Source organism: Streptomyces sp. NPDC000983, from assembly GCF_040299205.1.
Lineage (GTDB): Bacteria > Actinomycetota > Actinomycetes > Streptomycetales > Streptomycetaceae > Streptomyces.
In genome coordinates this window covers 85,689-104,197 of record NZ_JBEPBM010000013.1, presented here as the reverse complement: position 1 = coordinate 104,197, position 18,509 = coordinate 85,689, and the positions used below count along the sequence as shown (strand labels likewise).

12 protein-coding genes and 1 tRNA gene are annotated in these 18,509 nt (G+C 73.1%); 8 read left to right on the top strand and 5 right to left on the bottom strand.

Annotated features, from left to right (window positions below):
- Position 1: 1 nt before the first annotated feature.
- Positions 2–1,027 carry an SMI1/KNR4 family protein gene (locus tag ABT296_RS17300; protein ID WP_351928034.1) on the bottom strand — a complete coding sequence of 342 codons (1,026 nt, stop codon included), beginning with the start codon at positions 1,025–1,027 and terminating at the stop codon, positions 2–4.
- A gap of 289 nt (positions 1,028–1,316) precedes the next feature.
- Here ABT296_RS17300 and ABT296_RS17295 point away from each other — a divergent pair, with 289 nt between their 5' ends.
- Together ABT296_RS17295 and ABT296_RS17290 are read left to right on the top strand one after the other, a co-directional pair.
- Positions 1,317–1,850, top strand: coding sequence for a YwqJ-related putative deaminase (locus ABT296_RS17295; protein ID WP_351928032.1), 534 nt, complete (start codon positions 1,317–1,319; stop codon positions 1,848–1,850).
- Positions 1,851–1,885: 35 nt separating this feature from the next.
- Positions 1,886–2,383, top strand: coding sequence for an SUKH-3 domain-containing protein (locus tag ABT296_RS17290; RefSeq protein WP_351928030.1), 498 nt, complete (start codon positions 1,886–1,888; stop codon positions 2,381–2,383).
- A 984-nt stretch (positions 2,384–3,367) separates the two neighbouring features.
- Here the strand turns inward: ABT296_RS17290 and ABT296_RS17285 are convergent.
- Positions 3,368–4,696, bottom strand: coding sequence for a sensor histidine kinase (locus tag ABT296_RS17285; RefSeq protein WP_351928028.1), 1,329 nt, complete (start codon positions 4,694–4,696; stop codon positions 3,368–3,370).
- A 263-nt stretch (positions 4,697–4,959) separates the two neighbouring features.
- Here ABT296_RS17285 and ABT296_RS17280 point away from each other — a divergent pair.
- The 5 genes from ABT296_RS17280 to pth all read left to right on the top strand — a co-directional run bounded on the left by ABT296_RS17280 (position 4,960) and on the right by pth (position 9,192).
- Positions 4,960–5,034: transfer RNA gene (locus ABT296_RS17280), tRNA-Gln, on the top strand.
- A gap of 113 nt (positions 5,035–5,147) precedes the next feature.
- The gene (gene glmU, locus ABT296_RS17275; RefSeq protein ID WP_351928026.1) at positions 5,148–6,596 is read left to right on the top strand and encodes a bifunctional UDP-N-acetylglucosamine diphosphorylase/glucosamine-1-phosphate N-acetyltransferase GlmU; all 1,449 of its coding nucleotides are present in this window, start codon (positions 5,148–5,150) and stop codon (positions 6,594–6,596) included.
- Between the two features lie 142 nt (positions 6,597–6,738).
- A complete protein-coding gene (locus tag ABT296_RS17270; protein WP_351928024.1) occupies positions 6,739–7,719 on the top strand; it encodes a ribose-phosphate diphosphokinase in 981 nt (326 codons plus the stop codon).
- Between the two features lie 182 nt (positions 7,720–7,901).
- Positions 7,902–8,498: a 50S ribosomal protein L25/general stress protein Ctc gene (locus tag ABT296_RS17265; RefSeq protein ID WP_351928022.1), complete on the top strand. Its 597-nt coding sequence runs from the start codon at positions 7,902–7,904 to the stop codon at positions 8,496–8,498.
- Between the two features lie 91 nt (positions 8,499–8,589).
- Positions 8,590–9,192: an aminoacyl-tRNA hydrolase gene (pth, locus tag ABT296_RS17260; protein ID WP_351928020.1), complete on the top strand. Its 603-nt coding sequence runs from the start codon at positions 8,590–8,592 to the stop codon at positions 9,190–9,192.
- Here the strand turns inward: pth and ABT296_RS17255 are convergent.
- Both ABT296_RS17255 and ABT296_RS17250 read right to left on the bottom strand, forming a co-directional pair.
- The gene (locus ABT296_RS17255) at positions 9,149–13,738 is read right to left on the bottom strand and encodes a hypothetical protein (protein ID WP_351928018.1); all 4,590 of its coding nucleotides are present in this window, start codon (positions 13,736–13,738) and stop codon (positions 9,149–9,151) included. The genes pth and ABT296_RS17255 overlap by 44 nt on opposite strands.
- Positions 13,735–14,997: a lipase family protein gene (locus ABT296_RS17250; protein WP_351928017.1), complete on the bottom strand. Its 1,263-nt coding sequence runs from the start codon at positions 14,995–14,997 to the stop codon at positions 13,735–13,737. The genes ABT296_RS17255 and ABT296_RS17250 overlap by 4 nt, the downstream gene beginning before the upstream one ends.
- Before the next feature lie 133 nt (positions 14,998–15,130).
- Between ABT296_RS17250 and ABT296_RS17245 the strand changes: the two genes are divergently transcribed.
- Positions 15,131–15,619: a hypothetical protein gene (locus ABT296_RS17245; protein WP_351928015.1), complete on the top strand. Its 489-nt coding sequence runs from the start codon at positions 15,131–15,133 to the stop codon at positions 15,617–15,619.
- Between the two features lie 73 nt (positions 15,620–15,692).
- Here the strand turns inward: ABT296_RS17245 and ppc are convergent, their stop codons facing one another.
- Positions 15,693–18,431: a phosphoenolpyruvate carboxylase gene (gene ppc, locus ABT296_RS17240; RefSeq protein WP_351928013.1), complete on the bottom strand. Its 2,739-nt coding sequence runs from the start codon at positions 18,429–18,431 to the stop codon at positions 15,693–15,695.
- Positions 18,432–18,509 lie beyond the last annotated feature (78 nt).

Genomic DNA, 18,509 nt, shown 5'->3' with positions numbered 1-18,509 from the left:
CTCACTCCCCAGACACGGAGGTAGACACCGGCACGGCGCGGGCGAAGCCGCCGTCGACCATGAGGTTCGCCACCGTCTCCAACTCCGGCGGCGATCCCGCCAGCCTGGAGAGGAAGGCGTCGAAGTCGTCACCGCAGGGCAGCAGCAGCCGCGCCACCCGGTCGGCCGGCGCCCACGAGGGATCGACGTCACGGGCGTCGTCGTAGGCGCAGAACCACACCGAGCCGATGCGCTCGCCCTTGACCTTCACGGCCAGCAGGCCGCCCTGGACGAAGCCGACGCCCAGGTAGTCCTTGGTCAGGTGGTCGCGCAGGCACTTGTTGACGTAGACCAGGTCGTTGACGGCGGCCTCGTCGCGCACCGTGAAGAACGGCTGGTCGATCAGGAGGCCCAGCTCCGCGTCGAGCGCGGTGCCCACCGGCGCGCAGCCGCCCGCCGCCTTCAGGAACGAGCGGTAGGCGCCGGGCAGCCGGTAGCCGAGGTCCTCCTCGACGCCCAGCACCTGCGCCTCGCTCACCGCGGTACCGGACTTCGGCAGCCCTATGTGGGCGGGGCGCGTCTCCTGGAGCGGCCGGGTGCCCCGCTTGTCCTGGTCGACGGCCGCCGTCGCGATGCCGCCGTGGTGCCGCAGCAGGGCCTTCACCTCGACCGGGACCAGCTCCAGCCGCCGCGAGCCCAGGACGTGGTGCCACGTCCAGCCGTGCGGCGTGGCCACCGACGGCACCGTGTCCCACAGTTCGTGGCCGGTCGCCGACAGCGCCGCGTTCGCCGACACGTAGTCGGTCAGGCGCAGTTCGTCGACGCCGAAGCCCTCCGGCGGATCGGCGATCTCGGCGGCCGCGCGCGCGTAGGGCGAGAAGTCGGGATACCCGTGCTCGTCCATCCGCACCCCCCTGGGGTGGCGGGCTGCCCTGACCGGGTCCGGGAAGTGCACGACCTGCCCGGCGTAGGGCGCGTTCGGCGGCACGGTGTGTTCCCCGGCCTGGCGGCCGGGAGGTGCTCCCAGCCCGAGCCGACCTGTCGTCATGGCAGTTGCCCCCTGCGGCATCCTGGTACGGCACGCAATGTCCGGCCTAGGCCGCTGCGCCCCGTATCGTCTGTCTCCACGCGTAGGCCGCATGGATGGCGGTGCCGACAGCCTATGCCGTAGGACGACACGGGTCACCGGGCCCCGGTCAGGGCCCCTCCGCTTCCGTGACCAGCCGTCACCCCATCGTGACAGCCTGCCCAAACCCGGGCGTGTCGCACGGCCCCAGCTTCCGCACCAGCCACGCCGTTTGGCACTCTGTGAGATCCGGGGGGATGCTCGGGAGGGGATGACGATCATGAACGCGACGCAGACAGGACCGCACGGGGGTGCGAGATCCGGCACGTCCGGCGACCCCCGGGTCGGCTGGAGCGCCACCGAGGCGCCGCACGCCCCTGCCCTGCGCCACCGCCGCGACGGCATACTCCCCACCATCGCCGCCGCCCTGTCGGTGCGCGGTGCCACCCTCACCGGCACCGCCGCCCGCGGCGACCTGCCGCCCGCGCTGCACCCGCTGGTCCAGGACTTCCTGGACACGCTCACCAGCGCCCAGCGCGACCGGTTCACCGGCCGCTGCGCCGAGACGATCCTCATCTCCCGGCACCTGACCACCGCGGACGCCGCCCGCAGCAAACGTGCCGCCCGCAAACCGCTGTCCAACGGCGAGGCCCGCAAGATTCTGAGGCAGGCCAAGCTCACCACGCGCCGCATCCGTGAGGACGGCGACCCGCTGCACGGCAGCTTCGCCGCCCCGTGCCGCGCCTGTACGGCCCTCAGCGCGCACTTCGGCGTCCGGGTCGTCGACCCCGCGACCGACGGCTGAGGCCCGCGCCCCCGTACCCGCACGATTGAAGGCAGATGCTTCCGGATCCCCGTACCTCCACCACCCGCTTCGCCGTACCCGTCGACGCCGCCCTGCGCGCCGCCGGCTGGCAGCCCGGCCGCTGGGACATCAAGCAGGCCGAGATCTGGGCCGACGCCCTGCGCGAGCACGCCTCGCCGGCGGGCCACCGGCACACCGTCTTCCCCGCCGCGGTGGAGGCGTGGGCGGAGTTCGGCGGACTGCGCCTGACGCCCCCCGGCCCCGGCCGCCAGGTCGCCCCGGCCGCCGTCCACCTCGACCCGCTGCACGGCCTGCACATGGCCCGCACCCTCGGCGACCTCGGCCGCGCCCTGGACACCGAGGTCTGCCCCCTCGGCACCGAGACCGACACCCACGCCCTGCTGGCCATCGACGCCGAGGGCCGCGTCTACACCCTCGACCACACCGGCGACTGGTACCTCGGCCCGGACATCGACCTGGCCCTCACCACCCTCGTAGCAGGCACGGAACCGACCCGCCTGACAGCGGGCTGACCCCCACGGGCCCGCTGCCGCGGAGAAACCGGCCCCGAAGACCCGTCGTCGCCTTCCTGTCCTCCACCCGCGGACCGGCCCGGCGACCTCCGGCGGCCCCCGCTGCGTGAGCCCGCAGAAAGCCTGTGGGACGCCGCCGGGCCCCGCGCGAGCCTGTCCGAGCGCGGGTCACACAGCCCCGTCGCCGACGCGCCGAGCGTGCGTGCCGGCACCGCCGGACAGACGGCAAGGGGACAACACGCCCCACACCGCCCGAGCGCGGGCTCACACAACCCCGTCGCCGACGCGGCAAACATGCATGGCCCAGCGCCGCCGGCCAGAGTCCAACGGGACAACACGCCACCCGAGCCCCCGCCGGCCTCATCGAGCACCGGTCACACAACCCTTCGCCAGCACGGCAAGCACGCATACCGACACCGCCGAGCGAACGACAACGGGACGACCGGCACCACGCCGCCAAGACCCCGCGCAAGCCTGATCGAGCGCAGGTCACACAGCCCTGTCAGCGGGACAACGCGCATGCATGCACGGCACCGCGGGGCCAACGGCAACGGGACGACAAGCCCTACGGAGCCGGACCCGCACGAGCCAGGGCCACACAGCGCCCCGTCGCCGGCACGACGAGCATGCGCACCGGGCAGCGCCGAGCGGACGGCCCACGCCGCCAAGACCCCGCGCAAGCCTGATCAGCGCAGTCACACAGCCCCGCCAACACGACAACGCGCACGCATACCCGGCACCGCCGGGCCGACAGCAACGGAACGACCAGCCCACGGAGCCGGACCCGCGCGAGCCAAGGCCACACGGCCCCATCGCCAGCACGGCAAGCACGCGTGCCGGGCGCCGCCGAGCGGGCGGCAATGCAACGACTGACCCCACGCCGCCCGAGCCCGCGCCGCACAGCCCCGCCGACAGGACAACGCGCGTGCATGCCCGGCGCCGCCGAGCGGGGTGGGCGGGCGGGTGGCAAGGGACCGGCGCGACCTACGCCGCCGGGATCACCGCCGACACCCGGAAGCCCCCGGCGTCCGTCGGACCGGAGACGAAGACGCCGCCCAGGGCGGAGACCCGCTCCTTCATGCCGACCAGGCCGTTGCCGCCGGACGGCAGCCGGGCCAGGGAGCCGGAGGTCACCTCGGGCGGCGGCTCGTTCTCCACCTGCATCGCGATCTCGGCCATCCGGTGCGCGAGCCGTACGTGCGTCTTCGCGCCCGCCGCGTGCTTGTGGACGTTGGTCAGCGCCTCCTGGACCACCCGGTACGCCGTCTGCTCGACCTCCGGCGCGTAGGCGCGGGCGTCGCCCTCGACGGAGAGGTTGACCACCATCCCGGCCGCGGCCGACTGCCCGATCAGTTCGTCCAGTTCCGACAGACACGGCCCCTCGGCCGAGGCCGGCGGTCCCTCGCCCCCGGCGGCGCGGGAGGCCGCGGCCGCCGCGGCGGCGCCCACCGCGGCCAGCGGCACGGCCGCGCGCCGCTCGGTACGGCCGTCGGCGGCCCGCAGCACGCCGAGCATCTCGCGCAGTTCCGTCAGGGCCTGCCGGCCCATGTCGCCCACCAGGGCCGCGTTCTTCACGGCCTTCTCCGGGTCCTTGCGGGCGACGGCCTGGAGCGCCGCCGCGTGCACGACCATCAGGCTCACCCGGTGCGCGACCACGTCGTGCATCTCGCGCGCGATCCGCGTCCGCTCCTCGCCGCGCGCCCACTCCGCGCGCTCCTCGGCGCGTTCCGCGAGCAGTTGCAGCTCCCGCTCCAGGGAGTCCGCCCGCTCCCGCAGCGACTCCATCAGCCGCCGCCGGGCGCCCACGTACAGCCCGAGCAGCACGGGCGGCGCCGTCATACCGAGCGAGGTGGTGATCGCGCCGATCGGCACGAACCAGTCCCCGAACTGCAGGTCGCCCTGGTCCACGCCCTGGCGCAGCCAGACGAACGTCACGATCAGCATCCCGATCTGCGACATCCCGGCCAGCGCGGCGATGATCCGCCGGGGCAGTTCCGAGGCGGCGAGGGTGTACAGACCCACGACGATCATCAGGAAGCCCATCTGGGCCGGCATCACCGCGATGGACACCAGGACGACGGCGATGGGCCAGCGCCGCCGCACCACCAGCACCGAGCCGGCCAGCACCCCGAAGAGCACACCCACGAAGCGCGGTATCCCCGCGTCCGCGGCGAAGGCGAACCCTTTCGCCCCGCATTCCAGCGCGGACACGGCGGCCAGAGCGATGTCCAATGCCGCACTGCGCCACCTGTCCCACCACCAGGGTCCGGGCCCTGCCCGGTCCGCGGCGTGGTCTTCCCCCGTCGTGGTCATGGCTCCAGCCTACGGGCGGTGAGCGCCGGATTTCCGGTGACTTTCGACGACTGGCCTACACCACGGCGCCCGGTGGAACGGCGATATCGACGTCCGAAATCCCTCGAACTGCCGAATCGCTCACCGTTCGACCCCGGAAGATCCAATTCCGCCCTCCGTGACGCCTTCGCCGACTCGTACCGTCGCACGGAAGGCGCCCGGTACGGCATAGTGGGGGACGCCGTCCGGTGACCTGACCGATCGTCCGGTTCCATCGGGTTCATTCCCCCGTGGTGTAATTGGCAGCACCGTGGCTTTTGGTGCCATTTGTCCGGGTTCGAGTCCTGGCGGGGGAGCCAACGCACGTTCCGGGCCCTGACAGTTGAGTCGGGGCCCGCTCTCATATCCCCCACGAAACGCCCCGGTATCCTGCGGATGTCCCACCCCATCCCAAAAGCCGAAGGGCAACTCCGTGAGCGCCATTCGCCCGGCAGCCGTCGTCGTTCTCGCAGCGGGTGAGGGCACCCGTATGAAGTCGGCCACACCCAAGGTCCTGCACGAGATCTGTGGCCGTTCCCTGGTGGGCCATGTGCTCGCCGCCGCCCGCGAGTTGCAGCCCGAGAACCTGGTCGTGGTCGTCGGCCACGCCCGCGAGCAGGTCACCGCCCACCTCGCCGAGGCCGACCCCGCGGTGCGCACCGCGGTGCAGGCGCAGCAGAACGGCACCGGGCACGCCGTACGGATGGCCCTGGAGGAGCTCGGCGGCACCGTCGACGGGACCGTCGTCGTCGTCTGCGGCGACACCCCGCTGCTCACCGGCGCGACGCTGCGCGACCTCGCCGCCACCCACTCCGGCGACGGCAACGCCGTGACCGTGCTGACCGCCGAGGTCCCCGACGCCACCGGGTACGGGCGGATCGTGCGGGACGCGGCCTCGGGCGCCGTCACCGCGATCGTGGAGCACAAGGACGCCGACGACGCCCAGCGGGCGATCCGCGAGATCAACTCCGGGGTCTTCGCCTTCGACGGCCGGCTGCTCGCCGACGCGCTCGGCAAGGTCCGCACCGACAACAGCCAGGGCGAGGAGTACCTCACCGACGTGCTCGGCATCCTGCGCGAGGCCGGGCACCGGGTCGGGGCCTGCGTGGCCGGCGACCACCGGGAGATCGCCGGCATCAACAACCGCGTGCAGCTCTCCGAGGCGCGGCGGACCCTCAACGACCGCCTGCTCAACGAGGCGATGCTGGCCGGCGTGACGGTCGTGGACCCGGCGACCACCTGGGTCGACGTCGCGGTGACCTTCGAGCAGGACGCCCTCGTCCACCCGGGCACGCAGTTGCTCGGCACCACCCACGTCGGCGCCGGTGCCGAGGTCGGGCCGAACACCCGGCTGACCGACACCCGGGTCGGGGCGGGCGCGCGGGTGGACAACACGGTGGCGGACCGGGCCGAGGTCGGCGCGGAGGCGACCGTGGGCCCGTACGCGTACCTGCGGCCGGGGACCCGGCTGGGCGCCAAGGGCAAGATCGGTACCTACGTCGAGACCAAGAACGCCTCGATCGGCGAGGGCACCAAGGTCCCGCACCTGTCCTACGTGGGCGACGCGACCATCGGCGACCACACCAACATCGGTGCCGCCAGCGTCTTCGTGAACTACGACGGACAGGACAAACACCACACGACGATCGGGTCGCACTGCCGCACGGGCTCGGACAACATGTTTGTGGCTCCCGTCACGATCGGGGACGGTGCCTACACCGCCGCCGGGTCCGTGATCACCAAGGACGTGCCGCCCGGTTCCCTGGCCGTGGCCCGTGGCCAGCAAAGGAATATCGAGGGCTGGGTGGCCCGCAAGCGTCCGGGCAGCGCCGCGGCGAAGGCCGCCGAGAGCGCGTCCCGGGAGCCGGAAGGCGAAAGCTGACTGGAAACAGGCACGTCCACGACGGCGTACCGTGATAAGTGCACATCCGCACCCAACCAGCTGAGACGGCCGTTCACGCCAGCCGGGACGGGCTGGCAAGGCCTCTCGCATCCAGCTGAGACACCTCTGAGGAGACAGTGCTGTGACCGGGATCAAGACGACCGGCGAGAAGAAGATGATGTTCTTCTCCGGCCGCGCCCACCCCGAGCTTGCCGAGGAGGTCGCCCACCAGCTGGGGGTCGGGGTCGTCCCGACCAAGGCCTTCGACTTCGCCAACGGCGAGATCTATGTGCGCTACGAGGAGTCGGCGCGTGGTGCGGACTGCTTCGTGATCCAGAGCCACACGGCTCCGATCAACCAGTGGATCATGGAGCAGCTGATCATGATCGACGCCCTGAAGCGCGCCTCGGCCCGCTCCATCACCGTCATCGTGCCGTTCTACGGTTACGCGCGGCAGGACAAGAAGCACCGCGGCCGTGAACCCATCTCGGCGCGCCTGATCGCGGACCTGATGAAGACCGCGGGCGCCGACCGCATCCTCACGGTCGACCTGCACACCGACCAGATCCAGGGCTTCTTCGACGGCCCCGTGGACCACCTCTTCGCGCTGCCGCTGCTCGCCGACTACGTGGGCAAGAAGGTCGACCGCGAGAAGCTCACCGTGGTCTCGCCGGACGCCGGCCGGGTACGGGTCGCGGACCGCTGGTGCGACCGGCTCGGCGCGCCGCTGGCCATCGTGCACAAGCGGCGCGACAAGGACGTGGCGAACCAGGTGACGGTCCACGAGGTCGTGGGCGAGGTCAAGGGCCGGGTGTGCGTCCTGGTCGACGACATGATCGACACCGGTGGCACGATCTGCGCCGCGGCGGACGCCCTGTTCGCGCACGGTGCGGAGGACGTCATCGTGACGGCCACCCACGGCGTGCTCTCCGGTCCCGCCGCGGACCGGCTGAAGAACTCGCGGGTGAGCGAGTTCGTGTTCACCAACACGCTGCCCACCCCGGGCGAGCTGGCGGACGACCTGGACAAGATCACGGTGCTGTCGATCGCGCCGACGATCGCCAGCGCGGTGCGCGAGGTGTTCGAGGACGGCTCGGTGACCAGCCTGTTCGACGAGCAGTAGAGGCTCCTCGAAGATCCTTTTGGGTACGGCCTCCCCGCCGAGTAGACTGCTCAGGTTGCTCGGCGAGGGAGGCCGTACCCGTCTGTTCGGGGTATGGCGGTCCGTTATCGACGCGCTCTTCGTAGCAGGCCGTTCGTGGCCGGGTGACCTGTCCGTCTCTCACCCTACGAGGAGTGATCCACATGTCCGAGGTCAAGCTCGCCGCCGAGTCCCGCACCGAGTTCGGCAAGGGCGCCGCCCGCCGCATCCGCCGCGAGTCCAAGGTTCCCGTCGTCCTCTACGGCCACGGCACCGACCCGCAGCACCTGACCCTCCCGGGCCACGAGCTGCTGCTCGCGCTGCGCACGCCGAACGTCCTGATCTCCCTGGACATCGACGGCAAGGGCAACGAGCTGGCGATCCCGAAGTCCGTGCAGCGTGACCCGATCAAGGGCTTCCTGGAGCACGTCGACCTGCTGCTCGTGAAGCGCGGCGAGAAGGTCACCGTCGAGATCCCGGTCCACGCCGAGGGCGAGCTGGCCGCCGGCGGCAACCTGCTGGAGCACGTGCTCAACGCGCTTCCGGTCGAGGCCGAGGCCACCCACATCCCCGAGGGCGTCACCGTCTCCGTCGAGGGCCTGGAGGCCGGCTCCTCCGTCCTCGCCAAGGACATCACCCTGCCCAAGGGCGTCACCCTGGCCGTCGACGAGGACGCCGTCGTCCTGCAGGTCCTGGCCGCGCAGGCCGAGGAGGCCCCCGAGGGCGAGGCCGCCGAGGGCGAAGAGGCCGCCGAGGCCTGATCGCGAGCCCGGTCGGCGGACCGGCTTGCCCACAGCGGATTCACAGCCGCCGTTTCCCCCGGAAGCGGCGGCTGTGGCCTATGGAGGAGACATGGACGTGACTTCCGACCCGAGCGCACCCTGGCTGATCGCCGGCCTCGGCAACCCCGGCCCCGAGTACGCGCTGAACCGGCACAACGTCGGGTTCATGGTCGCGGACCTGCTGGCCGAGCGGATCGGCGGGAGGTTCAAGCGGGCCGGCAAGGCGCAGGCGCAGGTCGTGGAGGGCCGGATCGGGCCGCCCGGGCCGCTGAACCGGCGGGTGGTCCTGGTGAAGCCGATGTCGTTCATGAACCTCTCCGGCGGGCCGGTGAACGCGCTGAAGGACTTCTACAAGGTGCCCGTCGACCACATCGTCGCCGTCCACGACGAGCTGGACATCGACCACGGCACCCTGCGCCTGAAGCTGGGCGGCGGGGACAACGGGCACAACGGGCTGAAGTCGATGACGAAGGCCATGGGGCCGGACTACCACCGGGTCCGGTTCGGGATCGGCCGGCCTCCGGGGCGGATGCCGGTCGCCGACTTCGTCCTGAAGGACTTCTCCGCGGCCGAGCGCAAGGAGCTGGACTACTTCGTGGACCGGGCGGCGGACGCGGTGGAGTGCCTGGTCATCGAGGGGCTGGAGCGGGCGCAGGGGACGTACAACTCGTAGCGCCGCCGAGCCCCGGTGGGTCCTCTCCCCCGTCCTCGGCCGGGTCTCCGGGTTGCCGGGTGAAGGCCGACATCAGGCGGTCGTGGTCGCCGGGGGCGTCCGGGTTGGCGGCGGCCCAGTCGAGGGCGTACCCGTGCAGGGTCCCGCGGTGTTCCGCCGCGGGTCCGTAGGTGGCGAGGCGGGAGACCACCCGCCAGGCGGGCGGGCTCAGCCGGTGCCCGGCCAGCCACTCCAGGGCCTGGCCGACGGTCCCGTCGTCGGCGGCGCCGACGTACTCCAGGTGGTGCAGCAGCGCGGCCAGGACGTAGGCGGCGTCCTCGGTGCCGGCGTGCGGACCGAGCCAGGCGCGGGCGTGGGCGACGGTGGACCGCCGGGCCTCCGGCGCCAGCTGCTCGAACTGGACCAGATGGCAGATCACGAAGCCCGCCTCGCGGACCAGGTGATGCCGCTCCAGCCAGGTCAGTATCCGCACCACGATCCGCGGATCGGGGTCGGCGGACGGACGCAGCCGCCGTACGACGGCCTGGAGGAGGCGCGCGTCCCCCGGGTCGCCGGTCCCGGGGGCCAGGACCCGCCGGACCTGGCGCAGCAGTCGCCGCTCGGTCTCGGGTGCCAGCGGCGGCAACTGGTGCAGGTAGTGCAGGGCGTTGTCGTCGCCGAGGGCCTTGCGGGTCCGGTCGCGGTAGAGGCGCAGCGCGATGTCGGCGGCGCGCTCGGCCTGGGCGACGGTCAGCCGGGAGCCGAAGCGGAACAGCACCCGGACGAGGACCTGCCGGCGGTAGAACTCGGGGTCGGCCGAGGCCTCGGCCTCGGGGTCGTCCGGGAGGCGCGCGGCGGGCTCCTCCTCCGCGCCGTCGTCGCCGGGGTCCGGGGCGGGGCGGGGGCCGTGTGCCTCGGGGTCCTCCAGCCAGTCGAGGATGTGGTCGACGGCGGTCCGCATGGCCTCGGTGGCGTCGAGGGTCTCGGTGGGGACGCCCCAGTAGAAGAGCATCTTGCGCAGCACGGGGAACGCCTGCGGGGTGCGGCCGTGGGTGCGCAGCCACTCAAGGGCGAAGGTCGCGCCGGTGCTGCGGTCGTCGTCGGAGGTGTTCTCGCCCTGGGCGAGGAGCAGGTACGGGCCGAGGACCAGGGACGCCTCCAGGCCGGTGCCGTGGGCGGTGAGCCAGGCGTCGGCGCGGGCCAGCGCGTCCCGGGTGGCCGCCGGGGTGAGCGGGCGGGCGCGCAGCAGGCCGCCGATGATGTGGCGGTCGCCGTCCGCGGGGACGCCGGGCGGTCCGGGCAGCCGGCTCAGGGCGACGGCGGCGACGGCGGCGGTCTGTGCCTCCGTCAGGGACTGGGTGCGGAAGAAGACGGCCTTCAGCAGCCGGTCGTCGTCGGCCTCGGCGCCGAAGGCGGCGAGCCAGCCGACGGCCCGCTCCAGGGTCCGCTCGACGATGGTGGACTCGTCGAGGTCCCGGGTGGCCAGGCCCTGCCATTCCAGGACGCAGCGTATGACGAAGTCGGCGTGGGGTTCGGTGCGGTGGTCGTCGATCCAGATCAGGGCGTGGCCGACGGCCCGGGCGAGGTGGTCGGGGTCGGCGCCGGCCCGCTGCCGGCGCAGGGCGTGCAGCAGTGGCTGGAGGACGAACGACGCCTGCGGGACCGGTCCGTGGCGGCCGAGCCAGGTCAGGGCGTGGCCGACGGCGGCCTTCTCCATCGCCGCGGACATGCCGCGGCGGCTGAGGAGGTCGTGCAGGACGAAGCAGGCGTCCGCCTTGCGGCCGTGGCTCTCCAGCCAGTCCAGGGCGTAGCGGCACATCTGCTCGACGAGGCCGGGGCGGACCTCGGGGTCGCGTCGGCGCAGGGCGGCGGAGATCAGGAAGGTGGCGCGCTCCTGGCCGCGGTACACCTCCAGCCAGTCCCGGGCGGTGCTGTAGAGGAGGTTGCTGTCGTCCCGGTCGGGGCGGGCGGTGCGGACCAGGGCGACGATCAGGCGTTCGATGGCCGGTTCGCGGCGCAGCTGGTGGGCGAGGGCGATGGTGGTGTGGGTGACCTCGTCGAGGAGGCCCTGGTCGAGGGGGGTGTCGTCGTCGCTCTGGAGCAGGGCGAGCAGGGCGTAGCGGGCCTCGCGGGCCCCGCCGTGGGCGCGGAGCCAGGTGCGGGTGAGGGGTTCGAGGTGGGCGCGGAGGTCGTCGTCGAGGTCCTCGGTCCGGCGCAGGGCGCTGATCAGCTGGATGGCGTCGAGGTCGTCGGTGGTGTGCCGGTCGAGCCAGGCGCGGGCCTGGTCGAGGAGGAAGCGCGGAGTGGGACGGGGGCTGTTGCGCAGGGCGACGGTGAGCAGGACCCGGAGGAGGGCGGGCTGGGCGGTCCGCGTGATCCAGGGGCCGACGAGGGTGTCCCAGGTGTCGAGGACGCCCTGCTGCCAGGGCGTGGCGGAGATCATCGAGACCAGGGTGCGCATGCCCTGGTCGGGGGCGGACAGCAGCAGCGCGAGGACTTCGGCGGCCTGTGCGCCGAGCCATTTCGACAGGGTGCCGTCGAGCTTCTTGCGGACCGGCTCCTCCTGGTCGTGCGCCCAGCGGCCGAGGTGGCCGACGGCGCGCCGGAAGCTGGTCAGGTCGCCGAGGAGGGCGTCGAGGAAGGCCCGCAGGACGGGCGTGTCGACGGTGTGCACCCCGGGCAGGCAGCTCTGTTCGAGGAGTTGGTCGGTGACGATGTCGTGGAGGGTGTCGACGGTGTCGGGGCCGTCGGTGGCCGCGACGAGCCAGCCGAGGGCCTGAAGGTTGTCGACGATGCTCTCGCCGGTGTGCCGGGTGCGGGGCCCGGTGCCGAGGAAGCGGTCGACGGTGTCCTCGACGGCGTCGCGCCGCTGCACACAGGCGAGGGCGGCCAGCGCGCTGGCCTGGATCAGGACGGGGTCGGGCGCACCGCGGGCGGCGGGGCCGTGGTCGGCCGAGGCGATGTCGTCGCGGGTGCGCCGGTACAGCCAGTCGACGAGTTCGGCGGGGGGCCGCACGGCGGGGCGCGGCCCGCGCCGGTCGCGCTCGTCGGCGGTGCCCTCGAAGGCGACGGCGAGCAGCAGGGCGAACATCGGGCGGGTGCCGCAGATCTCGGCCATGTCCTCGCCCCAGACGGTCCGGGCGTCGGGGGCGACCCGCTCGAAGATACTGGTGGCGACGGACCGCAGATACGTCTCGTCCTGTTCGAGCGCCTCCTCCTCGAACAGGGTGCGCGACCCGCGGGCCCGTACGGCGGCCAGGGCGCCGGGGCGGACGGAGGCCAGGCAGGCGATGCGGGCGCCCTCGGCGCGCTCGGCGTGCAGCAGGTCGGCGAGTTCGCGCAGTTCGAGTCCGGACTGGTCGAGGTAGTCCAGGACCAGGAGCAGACGCTGGTCCTGACGGTCCTTCAACTCCTCCTGTATCTCCTCGAACAGGACCCGGGCGGAGACCCCGGCGGCCTGGTGGATGTGGAGCACCTGCCAGCCGGTGCGCTCGGCGAGGGCGGCGGTCTCCAGACAGGTACGGGTCTTTCCGGCGCCGGCGAGGCCGGTGAGGAGCAGCCCGCAGCCGGGGGCGCCGAGGCGTCCGCGGGCGGGGTCGTCGAGGCGGGCGAGCAGGTTCTCGGGGCGGGCCGGGTGGGTGGCGTCGCCGGGGGCGACGTAGGGCAGGACGTCGTTGGTGAGGTAGGTGGCCCGGTTGCCGAGGGAGCGCAGGACCTGCTCGGTGGTGAGCAGCCAGGAGGGGCGGGTGCGGGGGCGGTACCCGGCGTAGTGCAGGGGTTCGGCGTCCCAGGTGCGGGCGTCGATGGCGGGGATCTGGACGGCGTCGGTGTCGGCGGCCATCCGGGCGCGGGCGCGCTCGATCAGCGGCCGGGGGTCGGGCGGCCAGGGGTCCTTCGCGGCGGTGAGTTCGGCGAGCAGGGCGCGGGTGAAGGCGCCGCCGCGCTCGTCGCCCCAGGAGATGTCGCCGTCCTGGGTGGCGTGCAGGAGCAGCAGGCGGCTGGCGGTGGGCGCGGGCGGGGGCGTGCCGATGCGGTCCTCACCGAAGGCGTCGAGGTTCTCGACGTGGTTGCGGCAGGCGTCGATGGAGACGACCTTGTGCCGGATGCGCTGGTAACGGGGGCTGTGCAGCAGGGCGTTCTGGAGGTTGGCGGTGTCGAGGGCGGCGGCCCGCCCGTACCGTCTGGCGTCGGCGTGGACGAGCAGGTGGCGGGCGGCGCCGGAGGTGATGGCGCCGTGGCCGCTCCAGCCGAACCAGAGCAGGTCGGCGTCCCACTCGGGCAGTTTCTCCCCGATGACGCGGCGGACGGTCGCGTAGTCGGCGCCGAGCAGGGGGATGCCGAGTTCGCGGGCGGCGGCCTCGGTGCGCTCCCGGTTGTGGTCGAGGGGGGTGACGCAGAGCCGGATGTGGTCGGCGGGGACGCCGCCCGCGCGCAGCCAGCTGGCGTGGCCGAGGGCGTCCCGGGCGCAGCCGTCGAGGTCGGGGAAGGGGTCGTTGCCGTAGCGCTCGGCGCCCACCAGGATCGCCCGGGTCCGCTCGGGGGCGATCCCCGACAGCTCCCCGCTCATACGCCGTCCCGCAGGAGGGCCGCCAGCCTGTGCTGGAACCCGCGGTCGGCGAAGTAGGCGCTGTGGGCGGCCGGGAAGGGCTCGGTGGTGTTGATCTCCACGTCCTGGACGCGGCGCGGGAAGACGGGGGCGGCGGCGAAGCCGAGCAGGTCGCGCCGGTCGTGGAAGTTGGTCCAGGCGGGGAAGTGCCCGGGCAGCGGGGCGCCCGGGTCGAGGCAGGGCAGGGCGCCGATCTCGTGCAGGTGGGCGGCCTGGGTGCCGACGGTGACGAGGTGGCCGACGCCCGTGCCCTCCTCCTCGATCAGCAGGTCGACGGCCGCGATGCCGCCGAGGCTGTGCCCGAGCAGGACGACGGGCCCGTCACCGGACGGGATCCGGGCGAGCCGCTCCTTGACGAAGGCGCGCAGCCGGTGGCCGCGGGCCAGGTACTTCAGGACGTCGCCGAGCCTGGGGTGGACGCCGGTCATCAGTTCGGCGCGGTTCTTCTCCAGCCTGCCCAGCACCCCGAACCGGCGGGCGGTCCACCAGGAGGCGCGCAGCACGGCGCGGTCGACGGCGCCGCGCGGGACGCCGCCGAGGGCGCTGGTGACGGCGCGCACGGCCTCGTCGCGCCGGTCGGTGCTCCACAGCACGGGGGTGCCGCGGTGCTGGGCGCCGCCGAGGAGGTGGGCGACGACGGCGGTGGCGAGGGCGGCGGGGAGTTCGCCGGGGCCGAGGCCGTGGGTGACGGCCAGGCGGCCCTCGGGGCTGTCGAGGACGGCGGTGACGGAGGCGGCGAACTCGTCCCGCAGCGCCTGGCCGGTGAGGAGCGCGGCGAGGGCCTCGGGCGGGTCGGCGGCCAGGGTCCGGGCGCGGCGGGCCACCTGGGGGCCGGTGCGGTCGGCGACGATGCCGCCGCCGTCGGCGCGGCGCAGCGGGGCGAGGGGGTCCTCGTAGAGCAGGCCCCACACCAGGGCGGCGCGGTCGTCGTCGGGGAGGTCGGCGGCGGGCACGGACTCGGCGTCGGGCAGGGCGGGGACAATCCCGGGTTCGGGGTCGGTTCCGGGTACGGGGTCGGTTCCGGTTCCGGTCGCGGGTTCCGCTCCGGGCAGCGCGGCGGCGCCCACGCCCTCGGGCACGCCGAACGCGTCGCCCCAGTAGCACTCCTCGACCCGCGCGCCGGGGGCGTGCACGGCCAGGGTGTCGCGCAACAGGTTCAGCATCCCGGTGTAGGCGGGGCGTCGTACACCCGTGCCATGGACGAACAACAGCGTGCTCATCGGTCTCCCCCGTCCCCCGGCCCCGAGGCGCCGCGCGCCGTCCGTACATTTTAGGAATGGCGTGCGGCGCCGCCGTAGTTCCCGTTCGGAGCGACATTGACTTTGGGCAACGCAATGGCCAAAGATCGCGGCCATGCCAACTGCCGCCAAGTCCGGCCAGGGCGCCTCGGCCGCGCTCCGGTTCGGGCGCGTCGCCGCCATGGGTACGGTCGCGGCGCTGATCCTCGTCGCGGGTGTGTGGGCGTCCTGGGGGACCGCCCAGCACGTCATGCTCACCAAGGGCCGTGAGAGCGGCACCGTCGAGGTGACCCGCTGCGCCGAGGACACCTGCACCGGCCCCTACACGCCCCTGTCGCAGGGCTCGCAGCGCCGGGACCGCGTCGTCATCGCGCACACGGCCGCGGTCCGCAAGGGGCGGACCTACACGGTCGTCGTCAAACCGGACAGCGACGAGGTGGTCCGCTCCGGCCCCGCCGGCATCGTCTACGCCTGGGTCCCGCTCGGCGGCGCCCTGCTGCTGGCCTCGGTGGTGGTGGCCGGCGGACTGCGGCGCGCCCGCGCCGCGCAGGTGCTGGCCGGCACGGGCGTCGTCCTGCTCACGGCCGCGTTCCTGACGATGTGACGGCCCGCCCGGCACACGAAAGTGCCCCCGAGCCGTACGAGGCTCGGGGGCACCGTGGCGCCTGACGCGGACGTCAGCCGGTGTTGCGCAGGCCCGCCGCCACGCCGTTCACCGTCAGCAGCAGCGCCCGGGAGAGCAGCGGGTCCGCCTCCTCGCCCGAGGCCGCCGCGTCGCGCTGGCGCTTGAGCAGGGCGACCTGGAGGTAGGAGATCGGGTCCAGGTAGGCGTCCCGGATGGAGAAGGTCTGCTTCAGCACCGGGGCGGCGTCGAGCAGTTCCGCCTCGCCCGTCACCTTCAGCACCTCCCGCACGGTCAGCTCGTGCTCGGCCTTGATGACGTCGAACACGTGCTTGAGCTCGTCGGGGACGAGGGTGTCGACGTAGTGCTGGGCGATGCGCAGGTCCGTCTTCGCGAGCGTCATCTCCACGTTGGAGATGAAGTTGCGGAAGAAGTGCCACTGCTCGTGCATCTCGTCGAGGACGGTGTCCAGGCCCGCCTCGCGCAGCGCCCTCAGACCGGAGCCGACGCCGAACCAGCCGGGCACGATCTGCCGCGACTGGGTCCAGCCGAACACCCACGGGATGGCCCGCAGGCCGTCCAGGGAGACGCCCGAGCCGGGGCGGCGGGAGGGCCGCGAGCCGAGGTGCAGGTCGGCGAGCTGGTCCACCGGCGTCGACGCGAGGAAGTACGTCGGCAGGTCCGGGTCCTCCACGAGCCTGCGGTACGCGGCGTGCGCGGCGTCCGAGACGACGTCCATCGCGGCGTCCCAGCGGGCGAGCGCCTCGTCGGACTGGCGGGGCGCGGTGTGCAGCGCGGACGCCTGGAGCGTGGCCGCGACGGTCAGCTCCAGGTTCTCCCGGGCCAGCGACGGCACCAGGTACTTGTCGGAGATGACCTCGCCCTGCTCGGTCACCTTGATCTCGCCCTCCAGGGTGCCCCAGGGCTGGGCGAGGATCGCGTCGTGCGAGGGGCCGCCGCCGCGGCCGACGGTGCCGCCGCGGCCGTGGAAGAGCCGCAGCCGTACGCCGTAGCGGTGGGCGACGTCGCGCAGCCGGCGCTGGGCGCGGTGGATCTCCCACTGGGAGGTGGTGATGCCGCCGAACTTGGAGGAGTCGGAGTAGCCGAGCATGACCTCCTGGACATCGCCCCGCAGCGCGACCAGGCGCCGGTAGGACGGGTCCGAGAGCATGTCCTCCAGGATCGTGTCGGCGGCCTTGAGCTCGTCGGTGGTCTCCAGCAGCGGCACGATGCCGATCTTCGCCCAGCCGGCGTGCAGATCGATCAGCCCGGCCTCGCGCGCCAGCACGGCGGCCGCGAACACGTCGTCGGCGCCCTGGCACATCGAGATGATGTACGACTCGATGACCTCGGGCCCGAAGACCTCCAGCGCCCGCTTGACGGTCTGGAAGACCCCGAGGGTCTTCTCGCCGGCCGCGTCCACCGGGGCCGGGGTGGGCGCGAGGGGACGGCGCGACCTGAGCTCCTTGGCGAGCAGCTTGCCCCGGTACTCGCGCGGCATGTCCGTGTACCGCCAGGACTCCTCGCCGAGCCGGTCGAAGAGCTGGCCGAGGGCGTGGTGGTGGGCGTCCGCGTGCTCACGGACGTCCATCGTGGCGAGCTGGAGGCCGAAGGCGGCCAGCGTGCGGATCGTGCGGTCCATCCGGCCGTCGGCGAACAGACCGCCGCGGTGCTCGCGCAGCGAGGTCTGGATCAGCGTGAGGTCGGCCAGCAGCTCGCTGGTGCCCAGGTAGTCGTGGCCCTCCTCGTGCGGGATGCCCTTGGCCAGGCGCGTCTTGGTGTTCTCCAGCTTCTGCCGGATGCAGGTGGCCTTGAGCCGGTACGGCTCCTCGGCGTTGAGGCGCTTGTAGCGGGGGCTGATCTCGGGCAGCCGTTCGAGGTCGCTGCGCAGCGAGTCCAGCAGCTCCTCGGTCGCCCCGGTGTAGCGGATGGAGTTCGACAGGAAGCCGCGCAGCTCGTCGATCATCTCCAGGGCGTCGTTGATGCCGTGCTCGTGCTGGAGGATCAGCACGTCCCAGGTGACCTGCGGGGTGACGTTCGGGTTGCCGTCGCGGTCGCCGCCGATCCAGGTGCCGAAGGTGAGCGGGCGGGTGTCGTCGGGGAGCCTGACGCCGACCCGCTCCAGCTCGGCGGTGAGGTCCTCCAGCACGTCGCCGACGGCGCCCGCGTGCAGCTCGTCCAGGTAGTAGATGGCGTTGCGGGCCTCGTCGGCGGGCTCGGGACGGACCACGCGCAGCTCGTCGGTCTGCCAGACGAGGTCGATGTTCTCGGCCAGCCGGATGTCGTAGCGCCGGCGGTCGGACTCGATGACCGGGGTCTCCAGCAGCGCGGCGATGCGCCGGAGCTTGTTCAGCACCGACCGGCGCGCGGCCTCGGTGGGGTGCGCGGTGAAGACCGGGCGGACGTTGAGGTTCTTCACCGTCGCGCGCAGGTGCTCGGGGTCGGCGTCCTTGAGCCGGTCCGCCGTACGGGCCAGCAGACCGCCCTCGGCGGAGCGCCGGGCGCGCAGCTCGCGGCCGCGGTGCACCTGCTCGGTGACGTTGGCGAGGTGGAAGTAGGTGGAGAAGGCGCGCACCAGCTTGGCCGCGGTGTCGAGCTCGGTGCCGCGCAGCAGCTCCGCCGCGGCCTCGCCGTCCTCGCGGGTGAGTCGGCGCACCCTCTCGACCAGGTCGAGAAGGTCCGGACCCTCCTGCCGGACGAGGGTCTCGCCCAGGAGATCGCCCAGGCGCCTGATGTCGGCGCGCAACTCGCTGGTCGACGGGGTGCTCGTAGTCAGGTCGTCGGCACTGCTCACAGGTGCGGCTCCTTGCAGTGTTGAAGCTCGTCTGGAGGGAACCCGGTAGTACGTCACGCGCGGCGGCTGCCGCATACG